This is a genomic window from Micromonospora sp. CA-111912 (assembly GCF_050948415.1).
In the GTDB taxonomy this organism is placed as follows: Bacteria; Actinomycetota; Actinomycetes; order Mycobacteriales; family Micromonosporaceae; genus Micromonospora.
On the sequence record NZ_CP192007.1, the window covers coordinates 6696005 to 6713724 of the forward strand.

Here is a 17720-nt window from a genome sequence, read left to right on the forward strand (position 1 = left end):
CCTCGGCTGACATCCACCGGCGTCGCCGGCACGGGAGGTCGAGAGGGTGTCCACGGTGCACCGGCGCGACGCGGCCGGCGGGCCGCCCGGCGACGAGGCGGGCGGCGGCCGGTACGACGACGCGTACGGGCTGCTGCGCGACGAGCGGGCCTGCATCGTGACGGCGCTGCGGCTTGGCTGGTGGTTGGCGGACGCGTACCACCACGCGCGGACGACCGACCTGTCGACGGACGAGCGGCCGGCGCAGCCGCCGGCGAAACTGACCAACTTCACCGAGATGTCCGGCCGGCGGCGGCTGGGGATGTACCTGGACGGGATCGACGTGGCGCTCGCCCAGATCGTCGGGCTGACCCGCGGCGGCACCGCCGCGCCGCCCACGGTCGCCCCGGGCGGTGGCGTCCCGTCCACCGGGGACACCCGGGCCGCCCTGTCGGCCGGGGCCGGGACGCTGCTGCTGGCCCTCGACGACCTCAACGTAGACGTGCTGCGCTGGGCGATGGCGACCAACCACCGGGTCGGGCTTGCCTACCGGCTCGGCAGGTCGCTGGCCGACACCGTCCGGCGCGGCGACGCCGACCAGGTGCCGTGGCGCTTCGCCGGCCGGCAGGTCGAGATCAGCCGCTGGCTCGACGAGCTGGCCAGCGTGCTGCCGCCGTACTCGGCCGCGGTGGTGCGCCGATCGCTGCGGGTATGGGCCGACGCGGTCACCCGGGCCGGGGTCGGCGACCCGGCCGAGGCCGGCCTCGCCGAGCTGGCCCGCGAGCTGCGCAACCAGGGCGACCTGTGGCGCAGCGTGCTGACCGGCGGGCTGCAACCCCGGGACCTGCTTGACGAGGAGGACTACGCGGTCGTCGCGCGCAACGTGATCATCCGGGACCGGAAGTTGGTGGCGCGGGCGGCCCGGGGCATCTTCTGGCCGGTACTGGCCCCGCTGCTGGTGGTGCTCCTCGCCGTGGTCGGGGTGAGCGCCGCCGCCGCGGCCGGCTCCCCCGCCACCCGGGCCGCCGTCGCCCTGGTCGGCCTGGGCGCCGGGCTGACCGCGGTCTGGCGGACGGTGTCCGGGCCGGCCCTCGCGGTGGCCGGGGAGGTGAACCGGCCGCTGCTGGAGGGCGAGCTGACCGTCCGGATGGCAGACCGGGTGACCCGGCCGCTGGCCGCCGCCCGCGCCACCGCCCGGTCCCGCCGCCAGCGCGGGCCCGGCGAGGTCGCGGGCGGATCGAAATACGTTGCCGGCCTCACCCCCGCCGACCTACCGTGATCGCGCAAGGTCAACCAGCCCGGCGGGAGCAAGTCATGCCGTTGTCGCACTTCAGCACCGCGCCGACAATGCTGCCCGTCGATGGTTGTCGCAGTGAGGCCCCCCGGGACGGGTGGCCCGGCTGACGCGTACCCGCACGCGTCGAGCCGCCCGTCCCCCGCTGGACCGGACGGCTCCCCGCCGGCCGGCCCACCCACCGTCGATCCTGGAGGGAGTGCCCGGTGGACGCCGTTCTCGTCATCAACGCCGACCTCGGCCCGCTGCACCGGGTCACCGTGCAACACGCGATCCGGATGCTCTGCCGGCGGGTCGCCGAGATCCACGAGGCCGAGCCGGACCGCGTGATCGGGGTCTTCCCGGTCCCCCGGGTGGTCCGCCTCGTCCGGTACGTGGTGACCCGCTGGCGGTTCAGCGCCGGCCCGGCCTGGTCCCGGGCGGGCGTGCTGCGCCGCGACGGCCACTGCTGCGCCTACTGCGGCGGGCCGGCCGGCACCGTCGACCATGTGCTGCCCCGCTCGCGCGGCGGCCGGAACACCTGGCGGAACACCACCGCCGCCTGCTACGGCTGCAACCAGCGCAAGGGCGACCGGACGCCGGCCGAGGCGGGCATGCCGCTGCGGCACGAGCCGGGCACGCCGAGCTGGGCAGCGCTCGCCGGGCGGTGACGGACCGGCCGGCGGGAACGGGGGGCCGCGTCAGGGGTACGCCCCGGCGCGGCACCCGCCGGCCCCTGGCGGTCGTGGGGGGCCGGTCGGCAACGGCCCACCCGCGCCCGGCCCCGGGCGGTCGTGCCCCGGGTCAGCCGGCGGCGGGCGGGGCCCAGCCGAACCGGGGCGGCCGGCGCTCGTTGGCCGCCGCCACCCCCTCGCGGGCCTCCCCGCTGGCCCGGACCTGCCCGTGCCACCAGGCGATCCGGTCCTCGTCGGCCCGCTCGTCGACGATCTCCTTGGCGGCGGTGACGGTGAGCCGCGAGCGTTCGGCGATCGCGGCGGTGACCGCACCCACCCGGGCCGCGAGCCCGTCGGGCGGCAGCACCTCGTCGACCAGCCCGATCCGTAGGGCCCGCTCGGCGTCGATCAGCTCGGCGGTGAAGAGCAGATGCTTCGCGGCGGACGGGCCGACCAGCCGGGCCAGCCGCCGGGTGGTGGGCGCGGGGTAGACCAGGCCCAGCCGGGCCGGCGGCACGGCGAACCGGGCGTCGGCGGCGGCGAGGCGCAGGTCGCAGGCGACCGCGAGCTGACAGCCGCCCCCGACGCAGGCGCCCTCGATCGCGGCCACGGTCGGCCGGGCGAACGCGGCGAGCCGTTCCTCGGCGGCCACGGCGATGCTGGCATCCCCCGCGTCCAGCAGCTCGTCGAGGTCGCCCAGGTCGGCCCCGGCGCAGAAGGTGCCGGCCGCGCCGGTGAGCACCAGCGCGCGGACCCGTTCGTCCACCTCCAGCCGGTCCAGCAGCACCGGCAGTTGCCGCCACATCGCCGCAGTCATCGCGTTGCGCCGCCCCGGATTGGAGATCACGATCGTGGCCACCGGTCCGGCCGTCCCGACGGTCAGCTCCGCGTCCGACACCCCCACCAACTCCCTCGCATCGCCGGCTCCGGTCCGCAGCGCGAGCTCGCCGGGCCGGTGCGGCGACCATAACGAGGCGGGCCCGACGACCACCCGTGTGGGGTGGCCGCCGGGCCCGCCGGGGTACGGCTACGTCAGGCGACGTTGACCGCGGTGTCGTCGACGACGAAGGAGGTCTTGAGCGAGACGTCCTCCGTGCCGGTGAACTTCAGGGTGACGGTCTGGCCGGCGTACGAGGCCAGCGAGAACGACTTCTGGCTGTACCCGGTGGCCTTGTTCAGGTTCGAGTAGGTGGCCAGGGTCGCCAGCACCGTCCCGGACGAGTTGAGCACCTGCACCGAGAGCTTGTCGTACTGGATGCTGGTGGTGGTCTCGGTCGAGTCGATGTGCAGCCAGAAGCTGTAGTTGTACGAGCTGCAACCCGCCGGCAGGCTCACCGACTGGGAGAGCGTCTCGGTGTTGGTGGTGCCGCGCCCGTTCAGCCAGGCGCTGTAGGTGCCGGTGCGGGCGGGCTGGCTGGTGCCGTGCTGGGCGATGACGCCGGAGCTGGCCGTCCACACCGTGTTGCCGGACTCGAAGCCGGGGTTGCCGAGCTTCTGGCCCGCGCCGGTGCAGCCGCCAGTGCCGGTGACGGTCAGCGTGTAGGTGGCGCTGTGGGGCACCGTGCCGGTGCCGGTGACCGTGACGGTGTAGGTGCCCGCCGGGGTGCTGGCCGTGGTGGCGATGGTGAGGGTCGACGAGGCACCCGAGGTCACCGAGGCCGGGCTGAACGACGCGGTCGCGCCGGTCGGCAGGCCGGACGCGGAGAACGTCACGGTCTGCGCGGTGCCGCTGGTGGTGGCGGTGGCCACGGTGGTGGCGACGGAGCCGCCCGGGGCGACCGAGCCGGAGGTCGGCGACAGCGTGACGGAGAAGTCGTTACCGGTCGACGAGCAGGGCGCGTCGTTGCCGGCCACGTTCACCGCGGTCCACGCCGCCTGGACGGCCTTGTACTCCGTGGAGCAGTTGCCGTACAGGTCGGTCGCCGCCTTGAGGGTGTACGCGCGGGAGGTGTTCGCCGGGGTGGTGGTGTTGACGTACGACGTGTTGGAGGTGAAGTACACGTCGAGCGCCCGGAACCAGATCTTCTCGGCCTTGGCCCGGCCGATGCCGGTCACCGCCGGGGCGGAGCCGCAGACCGGCGAGGTGCCGTACGCGGTGGCGCCGGTGCCCTCGGCGAGGTTGAAGTAGAAGTGGTTGCCCACGCCGGAGGAGTAGTGCACGTCCTTGTTCTTCGTGCTGGTCGACCAGCACGAGTCGGACGAGCCGTCCAGCGTCGGGTTGTACATGTAGCGCAGCGGCGTGTTGTTGCCGTTGATGTTGATCTTCTCGCCGACCTGGTAGTCACCCGGGTCGCTCGGCGCGTTGGCGTAGAACTCCACCATGTTGCCGAAGATGTCACTGGTGGACTCGTTGAGGCCGCCGGACTCGCCGGAGTACACCAGGCCCGCGACGGCCTCGGTGACGCCGTGGCTCATCTCGTGGCCGGCCACGTCGATGGAGACCAGCGGGCGGGAGTTGCCGCTGCCGTCGCCGTAGGTCATCTGCGCGCCGTCCCAGAACGCGTTGACGTAGGCGTTGCCGTAGTGCACCCGGCTCGGCACGCCGGTGCCGTTGCCGAAGATGCCGTTGCGGGCGTGCACGTTCTTGAAGTAGTCGAACGTCATCGCGGCACCGAAGTGGGCGTCCACGCCGGCGGACTGCCGGTTCGTGTTGGCGCCGTTGCCCCAGGCGTTGTCGGCGTCGGTGAACGTGGTGCAGGTCGACGTGCCGTTGTTCATGTCGCAGGTACGGCCGTTGCCGCGCACCGGGTCGATCATCTGGTACGTGCTGCCGGAGAGCGTGGTGTCGATGCTGACCGCGCCGGTGTAGATACCCGTGCCGCTGCCGACGACCGTCTCGATCTCGTCGTACGAGCCGATCACCTTGCCGGTGACCGCGTCGGTGATGACGTGCAGCTTCGAGGGGGTCTGCTTGTCGGCCTTCCAGCCGGAGGCGACGGTCTCCCAGGCGAGCCGGCCCTTGCCGGAGCTGGCGTCGACGAAGAGCTCCGGGGCGCCCACGGCGGTGAGCGAGCCCGAGAACTCCTTGCGCGCGGCCTCCTTGGCCTTGGCCGAGGTGACCTTCGGGCTGGCGGCGAGGGTCAGCGGGGCCGCGAGGCCCACCGAGGCCCCGGCGTACTCGCCGTTCGCCTTGGCGTGGATGACGAAGTCACCGCCGTAGACCCGCAGGCCCTGGTAGGTCCGGGAGTAGCGGGTGTGCGAAGCGCCGTCGGCGTCCACCTTGGTCCGAAGTGCCTGGTACGCCTCTCCGCTGGCACCCTGGACGGCGCCGGGGTTGCTGCGGAGGACCGAGTCGGCACGGGCTGCCGACGGATCCGGGGTGGGGGCTGCCGCTTGCGCCGTGGTGGCGACGCAGGTGAGCAGGCCGCCGGTAAGCAGCGCTGCGCTAGCGGCGGCGAGGGTTTTCTTCACGTGCCCTCCTGGCAAGGAATGTGTGACGGGGGTAGTCACGCATGTAGATATAGTGATCTCCCGACGAAAGGGGAAGGGGGCGACCACTTCCGGACTCCAACACTGACCGAACGGATGAGGAGGACAAGGTGACGGAACCGGGCGGAGTCCGGACACGTCCGACGGGCATGAGATCGACCCCCCTCCGCATCGCCATGATCGCCGCGCTGCTGGCGGCGGCGAGCGGGTGCGCGGCCGGCGATCCCGGCACCCCCGCGCCGCCGCCGTCCGCCACCGTCTCGCCGCCCGCCGCGACCGCCTCCCCCGGGACGACCGCCGCGCCGGGCACCACTGCCGGAACCCCCGGCGCCAGCGTCCCGACCGAGGCGTCCCCGGCCCCGGCCGCCCGGGTGGTCGTCCGACGATCGGGCGGCTTCGCCGGGGGCAGCGACACGGTCACCGTCGAACCGGACGGCCGATGGACGGCGGTCGACCGCGCCGGCACCCGGCGCACCGGCCGGCTCACGGCCGCGGATCTCGACCGGCTGCGGCGGCTCGCCGCCGAGCCCCGGCTCACCGAGGGCGGCACCGCCGATGCCGCCGGCCGCTGCTCCGACGCCTACGAATACCGGCTCACCGTCGGCACCGCCACGATCGACTGGACCGACTGCCCGGTCGCGGGCACGCCGCCGCAGGCCGCGTCGGCGCTGGCCGCGCTCGTGCTCACCGCCGCCGGTTGACCCGCCGCCGACCGGCCCGGCCCGGCACCGGCCGGACCCCCGGTCGGCCCGCGCCCTGGCCAAGGCCATGGTGAGCCTCCTGCCCACCCGCTGCCCCCCGGACACCGTCGATCATGGAATCCACAGTCGACGACCGTGATCAGCGGGGCGGACGGCGGGTGGGATATCGTCCTGCCGCCGAGGACGAGAGCGGGGCGGCGCATGACGGGAACGGGGTCGACGGGGGCGGGACCACAGGTGGCACGCTTCGCCGCCGCGCTCGCGCTCAGCGGGGTGCTGCTCACCACCGGGTGCGCCCGCCTTACCGACGACGTCGGTCGCCGGCTCGCCGACCGGCCGTCGCCCACACCGGCGGCAGAGATGCGACTGGACGCGCCGGACGTCCTGCTGGGCTGGCCGCAGTCGCTGGACAGACGCATCCGAGAGTCTGCGGAGAGTGCCATGGGCCATTTCAAGCAGCTCCTCGACGGCGACACGACCAGCGCCGTCGGCACCGCCTGGGCGCCGCTGGAGGGCGGGTCGGCGCTCATGGTCAGCGGCGTCTCCGGGCGGGTCCGCGACCCGCAGGCGACCCTGGACCGGGTCTTCGCCGGCCTGCCCAAGGTGAGCGACGTACAGCCGGTGCCCCCGGGGCCGCTGGGCGGCGTCGCCGCGTGCGGCAGCTACTCGACCGAGGACCTCACCGCGCACGCCTGCGCGTGGGCCGACAACGGGAGCTTTGCCCTGGTGAGCATGCTGAACCTCCCAGCCGGCAAGCGTCCCGAGGAGCGCCTCGTCGAGGTACGCGGCACGCTGGAGCACGCGGGCGGGCGTCAGAACCGGTAGTCCGGGGGCAGCCCGGTGCCGCGTAGCTCGGCCGGCAGGTGGGCCACGTCGTTGACGGCGATCAGATTCGGCGGGCCGGCGTCGGAGTAGCGGATCACGGCCAGCCCGGCGTTGTGGTGGTTCAGCCCCAGCCAGCGCCCGGGCGGGGCGTCCAGCGCGTGCCGGACCAGCCAGGCGATCAGGAACGTGTGGGTGACCACCAGCACCCGGTCGTCTCCGTCGGCCGGCGGGGCGGCGAAGCGCGCGACGGCCGCCGCCGTCAGCCGCGGCCCGTCGACCCGCTCGCTCGCGGAGAACCCCGCCAGGAGCCTCGCGTACGCCCGCGGCAGGCCGGCCGGGTCGGTGTCGTGCGGGAGGTGGTCGCCGGCCAGCTCGGTGGCGTACACCGGGACCCCGGGCAGCGACCGGGCGACCAGGCCGGCGGTCTGCGCGGCCCGGGGCAGCGGCCCGTGGTGCACGGCGGTGAAGGGCCCCCCGGCCAGCCGCTCGCCGAGCAGGGCCGCCTGCCGCCGGCCCCGGGCGGAGAGCCCCGCCTCCGGCGGGTCGTCGGTAGTGCCGGCGGGCCGGTCCTGCTCACCGTGCCGGGCCAGGAACAGCAGGCGGCTCGCCATCGTCACCTCGTACGGGTCGGGAGGCGCGATGCTAACCCGCGCCTCCCGACCCACCCGCCCCGCTCAGCCGCGCGGGAACATCTGACCGATACGGATCTTGTTACCGAACGGGTCCCGGACGCCGAAGTCGATGCCGTACGGGCGCTCGGTCGGCTCGTCGGTGATCTCCACGCCCTTGGCAACCAGGTCCTCGTACGTCTTGTGCGCGTCGTCGGTGGTCATGAAGAGGTAGCCGCCCAACGCCCCCTTGGTGAGCAGCTCGCGGACCTGCTCGGCCGTGGCCGGGTCCAGGGCCGGCGAGCCGGGCGTCTCCAGCAGGATCTCCCGCTCCGGGTCGCCGGGCAGGTTGACCGTCAGCCAGCGCATGAAGCCGAGGTCCTGGTCGGTGTTGACCTCCATGCCGAGCTTGCCGACGTAGAAGTCGAGGGCCTCGTCCTGGTCGAGCACGTAGATCTGGGAGCGGCTGATCGCGTTCATCGTCATGCCGAGAACGCTATTCGACCGCCCCGACCTGCTGCTTATCCAAAACTGCTAGGTCGCATCCAGGCCTTGGCGAAGCACGCGGGCACGTCCGCCGGCACCCTGCGCCGGCGGTACTCCGTCGGCGACTCGCCGACGATCTGGCGGAACGTCCGGCTGAAGGTGCCGAGGCTGTTGAACCCCACCGCGAAGCAGACCTCCGTGACATCCCGGTCGGTCTGGGCGAGCAGGTACATGGCCCGCTCGACCCGACGCCGTTGCAGGTACCGGTGCGGGGTCTCGCCGAAGGTCGCGCGGAAGGTGCGGATGAAGTGCGCCTCGGAGACGTGCGCGATCCGGGCCAGGGCGGGGATGTCGAGCAACTCGGCGTACGCCCGGTCCATGGCGTCCCGGGCGCGGAGCATGGCCCGGTTGGACTCCTCCACCGCGCGGCTCATCCCACCTCCGTCCAGCGCCGGCATACCGTCCTCCAGGACACCGGCAAAACTGTGGAGCCCTCGGCCGGGATCGAACCGGCGATATGATTGGCAGAGGTGGCGGCGCCCCCAGATGGGGTCAACCAACCTCAGCCGCTCGTCCGTCCCGCCGCCCGTAAGCCCGGTTACTGTCAGCGCTGCCGACACTCCGGCGAGCAACGGCGGCGAGTGCCACCGAACGCCTTGTGAAATTGGAGCCCCCGGCCGGGATCGAACCGGCGACATCTCGCTTACAAGGCGAGTGCTCTGGCCAGCTGAGCTACAGGGGCAGGTCGTGCGTGGTCAGCATAAGCGACAGACCTCGGGAGTTGTCCCTCGGCAGGCCCTCCCAGCACGGAAAACGCCGATTTGCCGACCCTGTCGGCTGTCATCCGATGGCGGGCGGGCGGAACCGCGCGGAGATTGATGCCTGGCTGTGCCCGACTGCCCGGAATGTGAATGCCGTCCGTCCCATCCGATGCTTCTCGTGTTGGCAGGTTGCGGAAACCCGTTTACGGTGCAGTGACACGGATGACAGTTCCGGCGGCCCCCGCTGCCGGAGCGTCGCCCGGATGGCCGGCGCCACAGGGCACCGGCTGCTCCTTCACTCGGATCGTCCGGCACGTTCCTGCCGGTGAGAGGAAGCGCTCCACCATGGCCACGGTCACTTACGCGAAGGCGTCCCGGATCTACGCGGGCACCGAGCGTCCCGCAGTGAATCAGCTCGACCTCGAAATCGGCGACGGCGAGTTCCTCGTCCTCGTCGGCCCCTCCGGTTGTGGCAAGTCCACCAGCCTGCGCATGCTCGCCGGCCTGGAGGACGTCGACGACGGCGCGATCTACATCGACCAGCGCGACGTCACCCACCTCCCGCCGAAGTCCCGCGACATCGCGATGGTCTTCCAGAACTACGCCCTCTACCCGCACATGTCGGTGTACGAGAACATGGCGTTCGCGCTGAAGCTGCGCAAGATCCCCAAGGCCGAGATCGACCGGCGGGTCAAGGAGGCGGCCGGGCTGCTCCAGTTGGAGGAGTTCCTCAGCCGCAAGCCGAAGGCCCTCTCCGGCGGTCAGCGCCAGCGGGTCGCGATGGGCCGGGCGATCGTCCGCGAGCCGCAGGTCTTCCTCATGGACGAGCCGCTGTCGAACCTCGACGCCAAGCTCCGGGTGCAGACCCGTACCCAGATCGCGTCGCTGCAGGCGAAGCTCGGCATCACCATGGTCTACGTCACCCACGACCAGGTCGAGGCCATGACCATGGGCCACCGGGTGGCCGTCATGCTCGACGGCGTCCTTCAGCAGGTGGACACCCCCCGGGCGCTCTACGACACCCCGGCCAACGTGTTCGTCGCCGGCTTCATGGGCTCCCCGGCCATGAACATCAAGACCGTTCCGCTGAACGAGCAGGGTGCAACGTTCGCGGAGCTGGACATCCCGCTGACCCGCGAGCAGGTCGCGGCGGCCCGCGCCGAGGGCGGCGACAGCAAGGTGACCGTGGGCTTCCGCCCGGAGGACTGCGACATGGTGAGCCCGACCGAGGGCGGCATGCCGGTCGTGGTCGAGCTGGTCGAGGACCTCGGCTCGGACGTCAACGTCTATGGCCACGCCGCGATGGAGGGCCACAACGAGCGCTTCGTGGTCCGCACCGACCGGCGCACCATGCCGAACATGGGCGACACCGTGTTCGTGAAGCCGCGGACCGGCCGTACCCACGTCTTCAACGCCGCCACCGGCAAGCGGGTCTGACGTACGACGCAACTGGGGGTGCCCGCCGATCGGTGGGCACCCCCATCGTGGTCTCCGGAAGGCCGGTATCCGGGTGATCAGGCCCCGGACAGGCGAAGGGGCGGCCCGCATCTCGGCGGACCGCCCCTTTCGTGTCTGCGGGATCAGCCCTCGGCGGCCCGGCGGCGGGACACCTCGGCGAGGGCCACCGCGGCGGCGACGCTGGCGTTGAGCGACTCCACCTCGGAGATCATCGGGATGCTCACGGTCAGGTCGCAGGTCTCGCCGACCAGCCGGGACAGCCCGCGCCCCTCCGAACCGACCACCACGACCAGCGGCCCGACGGCGGCCTCCAGGTTGTACAGGTCGGTCTCGCCGTCGGCGTCAAGGCCGACGACCATGAAGCCGGCGTTCCGGCAGGCCTTGAGCGACCGGGTCAGGTTGGTGACCTGGGCGACGGGCACCCGCGCCGCCGCGCCGGCGCTGGTGCGCCAGGCGGTCGCGGTGATCCCGGCAGCCCGCCGCTCCGGTACGAAGACACCCTGCGCGCCGAACGCGGCGGCGGACCGGATCACCGCGCCGAGGTTGCGCGGGTCGGTGACGCCGTCCAGCGCCACCAGCAGCGGGGCGGTCTGCTCCAGCGACGCGGCGACCATGTCGTCGAAGGACTCGTACGCGAACGGTGGCACCTGGAGGCCGACGCCCTGGTGCAGCACGCCGCCGGTCATCCGGTCCAGTTCGGCGCGGCTGATCTCCAGGAGGGCGATGCCCCGGTCGGCGGCGGTGCGGATGATCTCGTTGATCCGGTCGTCGCTCTCGATGCCCTGGGCGATGTAGAGCGCGGTGGCCGGCACCTGGGTGCGCAGCGACTCCAGCACCGGGTTCCGCCCGACCAGCAGCTCGGGGCTGTCCTTCGCCGGGTTGGACCTGCGGCCCGGCGCGACCCGGGGGCCGGTGCGGCCGGTCGGCTTTCCGCCCCGGCCGGCGGCCCCGCCGCCCCGGCCGACCGGAACGCCCCGACCGCCACCCCTGCCCCAGGTGGTGTCCTTGGTGCCCGGCTTGCCGATCTTCGGGGCACGCCCCTCCTCGGCCGCCGCCCGGAGCTCCTTGTCCTGCTTCCAGGCGGTGCGCTGCGGCAGCTTCTCGGTGCCCGAGTACCCCTTGTGCCAGGGGCGCTCGTCGGCGGGCAGGGTCCTGCCCCGGCCCGCGAGGGAATCCTTGTTCTTGCCTCCGGAGCCCTTCGGGGCACCTGCCTTCGACGTCAGTCGCCGGCCACGGCGCTGCGAGTTGCCGGCCATCAGTCCTGCTCTCCAATAGTCCAACGGGGGCCCTGGGGGGTGTCCTCGATCATCACACCGGCCTGCTTGAGCTGGTCGCGGACGGCGTCCGCGGCAGCCCAGTCCTTGCGGCTGCGGGCCTGCGCGCGCTGCTCCAGGGCCAGCGCGACCAGCGAGTCCATCACGTCGCGCAGGTCACCCACGCGACCGCCGCCCGTCCAGGCCTCGTCCAGGGGGTCGATCCCGAGGATATCCAGCATCGCCCGCACGGAGGCGAGCGCCGTGCGGACGGTCACATCGTCGCCGGAGGTCAACGCGCTGTTGCCCTCCCGGATCACCTCCTGGAGCACCGCGAACGCGGCCGAGGTGTTCAGGTCGTCGTCCATCGCGGCGACGAAGGCCTCCGGCAGTTTCCCGAACTCACCCGGGCCGACCCGCTCGGCGGCCCGCTGGACGAACCCCTCGATCCGCCGGAAGCCGGTCGCCCACTCGCGCAGCGAGTCCTCGGTGTAGTCGATCAACGAACGGTAGTGCGCGACCGCGTAGTAGTAACGCAGCTCGATCGGGCGCACCCCGAGCGACGCGACGTACGCCAGGTCGAGAGCGTTGCCGGCCGACTTGCCCATCTTCGCGCCGCCGATGCTGAGCAGCCCGTGGTGCACCCAGTAGCGGGCGAACGGCAGGCCGGCGGCCTGCGACTGGGCGATCTCGTTCTCGTGGTGCGGGAAGGTCAGGTCGAGCCCGCCGCCGTGGATGTCGAACTCGGCGCCCAGGTAGCGCCAGCACATCGCCGAGCACTCGATGTGCCAGCCGGGCCGCCCCCGGCCCCACGGCGAGGGCCAGTACGCGTCGGCCGGTTCGTCGGGCTTCACGCCCTTCCACAGCGCGAAGTCGCGCGGGTCACGCTTGCCCCGCTCTTGGGCGTCGCCGGCGGCCTGCATGGCGTCGGGCGACTGGCCCGAGAGCGCGCCGTAGGCCGGCCAGGAGGCCACGTCGAAGTAGACGTCGCCGGAGCCGTCGGTGGCCGGGTAGGCGTGCCCGGTGTCGATCAGCTTCGCGATCAGCTCGTGCATCTCCGGGACGTGCCCGGTGGCCCGCGGCTCGTACGTCGGCGGCAGCACGTTCAGCGCCTGGTACGCGCCGGTCAGCGCCCGCTCGTTGGCGTACGCGATCGACCAGAACGGCCGGCCCTGCTCGACGGCCTTGACCAGGATCTTGTCGTCGATGTCAGTCAGGTTGCGGATGAACCGGACCTCGAACCCCTTTGCCAGCAGCCAGCGGCGCAGCACGTCGTAGTTGACGCCGGAGCGAAGGTGACCGATGTGCGGGGGTGCTTGGAGGGTGAGACCACACAGGTAGACCCCCACCTTGCCGGCTTCCTGCGGGACGAAGTCCCGCACCGATCGGGTGGCAGTGTCATACAGGCGTAGCGTCACCTCACAAGGGTAGCCGTCCACGCATTCCAGGGACGCCCGGTGCCGGGTCGTACGCTGCCCTCGTGGATGAGGCGGCACGGCAGTACGGCACGACGGCGCGACCCGGCGACGGGCCGCGCGGGGGCGAGACGGCCCAGACGCTGGACCGGGGGCTGCGGCTGCTGCACCTGGTCGCCGACGCCCCGGGCGGGCTGACCGTCACCGAGGCGGCGAACCTGCTGGGCATCGGCCGGGCGGCCGTCTACCGGCTGGTCGGCGCGCTGAGCGGGCACGGCATGGTGCGGCGGGACGGCGACGGCCGGCTGCGCCTCGGCGCGGGGGTGCTGCACCTGGCCCGCCGGGCCCAGCCGCTGCTCGCCGAGGGCGCGCTGCCCGCCCTGCGCCGGCTGGCCGAGCAGGCCGGCGCGACCGCCCACCTCACCGTGGTCGAGGGCGGCGAGGGGGTCGCGCTGGCGGTGGTGGAGCCGAGCTGGACGTCGTTGCACGTGGCGTACCGGACGGGGACGCGGCACCCGTTGGAGCGGGGGGCGGCCGGTCGGGCCATCCTCGGCGGCCGGTCGGGCTCCGCCGACCCGGTGTGCACCAGCGGCGAGTTGCAGCCCGGCGCGTACGGGGTGGCCGCGCCGGTACTCGGCGTGCCGGGCTTGGAGGCGAGCGTCGGGGTGGTCGCGCTGGCCCCGCTGGACCCGGAGGTGGTCGGCGAGCAGGTGCTCGCGGCGGCCAGCGCCATCGCCACCGCCCTCGCCCCCTGACGCCGACCGCCGGGCCCCGACGCGTCGGGAGGGGGCCATTAGCACAGCCGGAGGGCATCCGGCTGGTTGTCCACAGGGGGATCGGTCGACCGGGCGGGGCGTTGTCCACAGGGGTATCCAGGCGCGGCGGCTGCCGGGAGCCTGGGCGCATGCCCCGACACCCTGATCGCCCGTCCGCCCTCGCCTGGCAGGTCTTCCGTGCCTCCGAGGCGATCCGGCTGGGCCTCGTCACCGCGCACAAGCTACGAAGCTCGGCCTGGGTCAACCTGCGCCGCGACATCTACGCCGACTCCCGCCTCGACCTGGACCACACGCTGGCCTGCCGGGCGGCGTCCCTGCAACTGCCCCCGGGCTCGGCGCTCGCCGGCCCGTCGGCGGCGCTGCTGTACGGGGTCGAGCACGCCGCCGAGTTCTCCGACGAGGTGCACGTGGCCAGCCCCCGCGCGGCGGGGCTGCGCAGCCAGCGAGGGCTCCGGGTGCACCTGACCGACCTGCGCCCCTCCACCTCGCCACCGGCCCCCACAACGCTGCTCACTCCCGCCCCACTGCCCGCCTCCGCCCCGCTCTCGCCGCACGTTCCGCTGCCCCCGCATGTTCCGCTGTCCGCCCACGTTCCGCTGTACGCCCACTCCTCGCTGCCGGCCCACGGCCCGGCCACGATCGGGGCAGCACCATCACCCGCCCGGGGTGCCATCCGCCCGACGCCGCAGCCGCGCGACACCGCCCGCACGGCACCACAGCCATGCGACACCACCCGCGCGACGCCACCACCACGCGACGCCGCTCGCGCCGGGCCGCGAATCGGCGGGGACGCCGTGGGTGTCGCGGGCGCCGTGGACACCGCGGGTGTCGCGGGTGTCGCGGACGTCGCGGGTGTCGCGGGGCGCCCGGAAGACCCGGCCGTCGCCGGGGCTCCGCCGATCGCGGTCGCGGCGGCGGCGTGGGCGCTCCCCCGCACCGATCCGGCGACGGCGGCCTGGGAGACCGCCGTCTGGCTGGAGCCCCTCCGGGCCGTCGGGATCGTCGACAGCCTGCTCCGCAAGGGCCTGACCACCCGTGACGCGTTGACCGCAATCGGGGTCCGCAACGCGGACCGGCCCGGGGGCCGGCGGGCGAGGTGGGTCTTCGGCTTGGCCGATCCCGGGGCGCAGTCACCACCGGAGTCCGAGTTGCGGGTCCGGCTGGTCCTCGCCGGGCTGCCCCGCCCGGTCGCCCGGCACCCGGTCCGGCTGGCCTCGGGGCTCGTCCTGCATCCGGGCCTGGCCTGGCCGGAGTTCCGCGTCGCGGTCGAGTACGACGACAACTCGCACGTCGACCCCGAGCAGTTGCACCGCGATCGCCGGCGGCTCAACCAGCTCGTCTGCGCGGGATGGATCGTGCTGCACGCGCCGGGCCGCCGCCTCCGGCACGACTTCCCCGCGTTGACGCGGGAGGTCCATGCCGCCCTGGCCGCCCGGGGTTGGCGGCGTTGATCCCCGGGACGACGAAGGGCCCGGGCGACCGTGGTCGCCCGGGCCCTTCCGGTGGAACCGGTGGTCACCCGCGGGTCTTCACCGCCGCGTACGCGTCGATGATCCCGTGGCCGTAGAAGCCGTTGAACTTCGAGTCACCCGCGCAGTAGGCGTTGAACTCGGCGTCCCGGCCCTCGTTAATGTACGTCTGCAGGCGCGGCTCCGGGCAGGCACGCTCCGTGGCGGTGCGGTAGAGCTGCCGCTCGACCTTGGCCGGGTCCATGCCCAGGCCGTCCCGGGTCTTCTTGCCGTACTTGCTGACGATCAGCGCGGCGACGCCACTGACGTGCGGCGACGCCATCGAGGTGCCCTGAAGGTAGGTGTAGTACCCGCAGTCGCCGTTGGCCTTGCACTGCTTGAACACCGACTCCTCGAAGCCTTCGACGATGTTGCCGTTCTCGTCGACCGACCCCTCCTCCTGGAGCACGTGCTTCGGGTACGTGGAGAGGATCATGTTGGCGTCGAGGCGGTAGGTGTCCGTGCCGAAGCCGTCGCGGAACCAGCCACCCGGCGCGGCGACCGAGATCTGCTCGGTGCCGTAGTTCGAGTAGTCGGCCTTCTTGCCGGAGGGGCCGACCGCCGACACGCCGATCACGTGCGGGCCCTCCACCGGGAGGTCCCAGCAGGTGGCGTTGTCGATCGGACGGTCGTACGGGTCGGCGCCGTAGTCCGGGCTGGAGGTGTCGGTGCGCGGCGCGCCCAGGTCCTCGTGGTTGTTGCCCAGCGAGCCGACCAGGGTGACGCCCTTGCGGTGGGCGAAGTCGAGCGCCCGCTTCATGGCCTCGATGGTCGCCCGCTGCTCGGTCTGCGCCTGCGGCGAGTCGGCCGGGTTCGCGGTGCAGTTGTAGAGCCACGGGTCGACGTAGAAGGACATGTTCACCACGTCGAGGCCGACGTTGCCCGCGTGCACCAGGGCGTTGACGACCGGGTCGAGGAAGAAGTAGCCGGAGTCCTGGCCGCCCTTCAGCTCGACCAGGGTGACGTTCGGGGCGACGCCGGAGAGACCGAACCCGTTCGCGGCGGCGCCGATGGTGCCGGCGACGTGGGTGCCGTGGCCGCCGTCGTCGGTGCCGACCGGGTCGAGGCAGCTCGCCACCTCGCACTCCCCGTCGACCTCGGGGATGTCCGGGGCGAAGTTGCGCGACAGGGACCAGCTGAAGTTCTGCGCGAGGTCGGGGTTGCTGGCGTCGACACCGGTGTCCAGGATGCCGACGGTGACCCGACGGTCGCCCGGCTCCACCTTGCGGGCCTCGTCGGCCCGGATCATCTCCAGCCCCCAGAGCTTCTCGTCCAGCGGGTCCATCTTCTTGCCCCGCTTGGCGACGGTGCCCTTGGCCTTGGCCTGGGCCTGGGCCTGGGCCTGGGCGAGGAGGTGCTCCTGCTCGACCCGGTCGAGCTTGGGCTTGCGGCCGATCGCCTTTCGCTCGGCCGCGCCGAGCAGGGCCGCGTTCGCGGTCGCCCGGCTGGCGAAGTCGGTACGGTCGCTGGTGACCTGGAACAGACCGACCTCGTCGGTGCGGGAAACCACGGTGCCACCCGCGGCGGTGATGGCGGCGATCGCCGCGTCGGCGGAGACGCCGGCCTCCGCGACGACGGTGAACTCCCGGGTCGCGGTCGGCTCGGCGTTCGCCGTGCCCACCACGCCGGTCACCGTGAGTGCCAACGCCGTTGCGGTTGCGACGGCACCGGCGGTGAAGCGCTTGCTCACCACATCAGATCCTCTCGTTGAGGGACGTGGCAGTCATCCCATAGCACCGATGGGCGTTCCGCCAGATGGGCGTCCGTATTACACGGCATTCAGGCTTTCGTCGGCTCACTGTCATCGCGGCGTCGGCGGGCGCCCCGGCGCGGAAGGAGCTACGCCTCGCTCATCTCGCGGCCGGCGCAGAGCCGGTCAACCGCGTCCGGCAGGTCGGCCAGGGTGGAGACCTCGGCGTCGGCCGGCACACCGGGCGGCCGGGGCAGGCCGAGGCGGTTGAGCCAGACCGCCCGCAGCCCGGCCCGCCGGGCCCCGAGCACGTCGAGGCTGGGCGAGTCGCCCACGTGCACGATCCGCTCCGGCGGCGCCCCGGCCGCCTCGACCACCGCGGCGAAGAACTCGGGGGCGGGCTTCTTCGGCAGGCCGTTCTCGTGCGCGTACAACTCGAAGGCGAACTCGCCGGCGAGGCCGCAGCGGTCGGCGCGGCTGTTGCCGTTGGTGGCGTAGCCCAGGGTGTACCGGCCACGCAGCGCGGCGAGCGCCGGCAGCACGTCGGGGAAGGGGCGGGTCAGCGCGAAGCGCCGGGCGAAGAAGACCGTCGCGACGTCGTCCAGGTGCGCGTCGAGGCCGGCCCGGGCGAGCGACCGGGCCAGCGCGGCCCGCCGGATCTCCAGGACGGGGGCGGCGCTCATCGCGCCGAACACCGCGTGCCAGTCGGACTCCAGCTCCGCGAGGCTGATCCCGGCCGCCGCCGGGGTCAGCCTCCGCATCTCCTCCAGTACGGCCACCAGCCCGCCGGTGACCGCCGGGCGCAGGTCGATCAGGGTCTCGTCGGCGTCGAACACGACATGGGTCAGCATCCGGCCAGCCTTCCACCCACCGGCGCGCCCGTG

Annotated in this window: 16 protein-coding genes and 1 tRNA gene; 7 read left to right on the forward strand and 10 right to left on the reverse strand. The window is 73.2% G+C overall.

Annotated features, from left to right (window positions below; translation table 11 throughout):
- The first annotated feature begins 46 nt into the window (after window positions 1-46).
- Together ACQPZO_RS28515 and ACQPZO_RS28520 are read left to right on the forward strand one after the other, a co-directional pair.
- Entirely contained in the window at window positions 47-1258 is a 1212-nt protein-coding gene (locus ACQPZO_RS28515; protein ID WP_433345021.1) for a hypothetical protein, read from the forward strand.
- A 221-nt stretch (window positions 1259-1479) separates the two neighbouring features.
- Window positions 1480-1923 (forward strand): HNH endonuclease, encoded by a 444-nt coding sequence (locus tag ACQPZO_RS28520; RefSeq protein ID WP_433345023.1) that lies wholly within the window; start codon window positions 1480-1482, stop codon window positions 1921-1923.
- A 133-nt stretch (window positions 1924-2056) separates the two neighbouring features.
- Here the strand turns inward: ACQPZO_RS28520 and ACQPZO_RS28525 are convergent, their stop codons facing one another.
- Entirely contained in the window at window positions 2057-2830 is a 774-nt protein-coding gene (locus tag ACQPZO_RS28525) for an enoyl-CoA hydratase/isomerase family protein (RefSeq protein WP_433345025.1), read from the reverse strand.
- 128 nt (window positions 2831-2958) lie between these two features.
- A complete protein-coding gene (locus ACQPZO_RS28530; protein WP_433345028.1) occupies window positions 2959-5337 on the reverse strand; it encodes a M4 family metallopeptidase in 2379 nt (792 codons plus the stop codon).
- Window positions 5338-5504: 167 nt separating this feature from the next.
- Here ACQPZO_RS28530 and ACQPZO_RS28535 point away from each other — a divergent pair, with 167 nt between their 5' ends.
- Together ACQPZO_RS28535 and ACQPZO_RS28540 are read left to right on the forward strand one after the other, a co-directional pair.
- Window positions 5505-6056: a hypothetical protein gene (locus ACQPZO_RS28535; protein ID WP_433345030.1), complete on the forward strand. Its 552-nt coding sequence runs from the start codon at window positions 5505-5507 to the stop codon at window positions 6054-6056.
- Window positions 6057-6293: 237 nt separating this feature from the next.
- On the forward strand, window positions 6294-6881 hold the full coding sequence (locus ACQPZO_RS28540; RefSeq protein ID WP_433345032.1) for a hypothetical protein: 588 nt from the start codon (window positions 6294-6296) through the stop codon (window positions 6879-6881).
- On the opposite strand, the gene ACQPZO_RS28545 is transcribed toward ACQPZO_RS28540, so the two are convergent.
- The 4 genes from ACQPZO_RS28545 to ACQPZO_RS28560 form a co-directional block, all read right to left on the reverse strand.
- Window positions 6869-7492, reverse strand: a complete 624-nt coding sequence (locus ACQPZO_RS28545; protein ID WP_433345034.1) for a histidine phosphatase family protein — start codon at window positions 7490-7492, stop codon at window positions 6869-6871. The two genes, ACQPZO_RS28540 and ACQPZO_RS28545, sit on opposite strands and share 13 nt — an antisense overlap.
- A 63-nt stretch (window positions 7493-7555) precedes the next feature.
- Window positions 7556-7975 carry a VOC family protein gene (locus ACQPZO_RS28550; protein ID WP_396670538.1) on the reverse strand — a complete coding sequence of 140 codons (420 nt, stop codon included), beginning with the start codon at window positions 7973-7975 and terminating at the stop codon, window positions 7556-7558.
- Window positions 7976-8010: 35 nt separating this feature from the next.
- The gene (locus ACQPZO_RS28555; protein WP_350881519.1) at window positions 8011-8409 is read right to left on the reverse strand and encodes an AraC family transcriptional regulator; all 399 of its coding nucleotides are present in this window, start codon (window positions 8407-8409) and stop codon (window positions 8011-8013) included.
- 231 nt (window positions 8410-8640) lie between these two features.
- Window positions 8641-8717 (reverse strand) — tRNA-Thr (locus ACQPZO_RS28560).
- A gap of 364 nt (window positions 8718-9081) precedes the next feature.
- On the opposite strand from ACQPZO_RS28560, the gene ACQPZO_RS28565 reads away from it, so the two are divergent.
- The gene (locus tag ACQPZO_RS28565; protein WP_433345037.1) at window positions 9082-10173 is read left to right on the forward strand and encodes an ABC transporter ATP-binding protein; all 1092 of its coding nucleotides are present in this window, start codon (window positions 9082-9084) and stop codon (window positions 10171-10173) included.
- 143 nt (window positions 10174-10316) lie between these two features.
- Here the strand turns inward: ACQPZO_RS28565 and rlmB are convergent, their stop codons facing one another.
- The gene (gene rlmB, locus ACQPZO_RS28570; protein WP_433345039.1) at window positions 10317-11450 is read right to left on the reverse strand and encodes a 23S rRNA (guanosine(2251)-2'-O)-methyltransferase RlmB; all 1134 of its coding nucleotides are present in this window, start codon (window positions 11448-11450) and stop codon (window positions 10317-10319) included.
- Window positions 11450-12865: a cysteine--tRNA ligase gene (gene cysS / locus ACQPZO_RS28575; RefSeq protein WP_433345042.1), complete on the reverse strand. Its 1416-nt coding sequence runs from the start codon at window positions 12863-12865 to the stop codon at window positions 11450-11452. The genes rlmB and cysS overlap by 1 nt, the downstream gene beginning before the upstream one ends.
- 62 nt (window positions 12866-12927) lie before the next feature.
- Between cysS and ACQPZO_RS28580 the strand changes: the two genes are divergently transcribed.
- Window positions 12928-13617 carry an IclR family transcriptional regulator gene (locus tag ACQPZO_RS28580; protein ID WP_433345044.1) on the forward strand — a complete coding sequence of 230 codons (690 nt, stop codon included), beginning with the start codon at window positions 12928-12930 and terminating at the stop codon, window positions 13615-13617.
- A gap of 149 nt (window positions 13618-13766) precedes the next feature.
- Window positions 13767-15089, forward strand: coding sequence for a hypothetical protein (locus tag ACQPZO_RS28585; protein ID WP_433345047.1), 1323 nt, complete (start codon window positions 13767-13769; stop codon window positions 15087-15089).
- Between the two features lie 64 nt (window positions 15090-15153).
- Here ACQPZO_RS28585 and ACQPZO_RS28590 read toward each other — a convergent pair whose 3' ends face one another.
- Together ACQPZO_RS28590 and ACQPZO_RS28595 are read right to left on the reverse strand one after the other, a co-directional pair.
- Window positions 15154-16836: a S8 family serine peptidase gene (locus tag ACQPZO_RS28590; protein ID WP_433345048.1), complete on the reverse strand. Its 1683-nt coding sequence runs from the start codon at window positions 16834-16836 to the stop codon at window positions 15154-15156.
- Between the two features lie 149 nt (window positions 16837-16985).
- Window positions 16986-17687, reverse strand: coding sequence for an HAD family hydrolase (locus ACQPZO_RS28595; RefSeq protein WP_433345050.1), 702 nt, complete (start codon window positions 17685-17687; stop codon window positions 16986-16988).
- Window positions 17688-17720 lie beyond the last annotated feature (33 nt).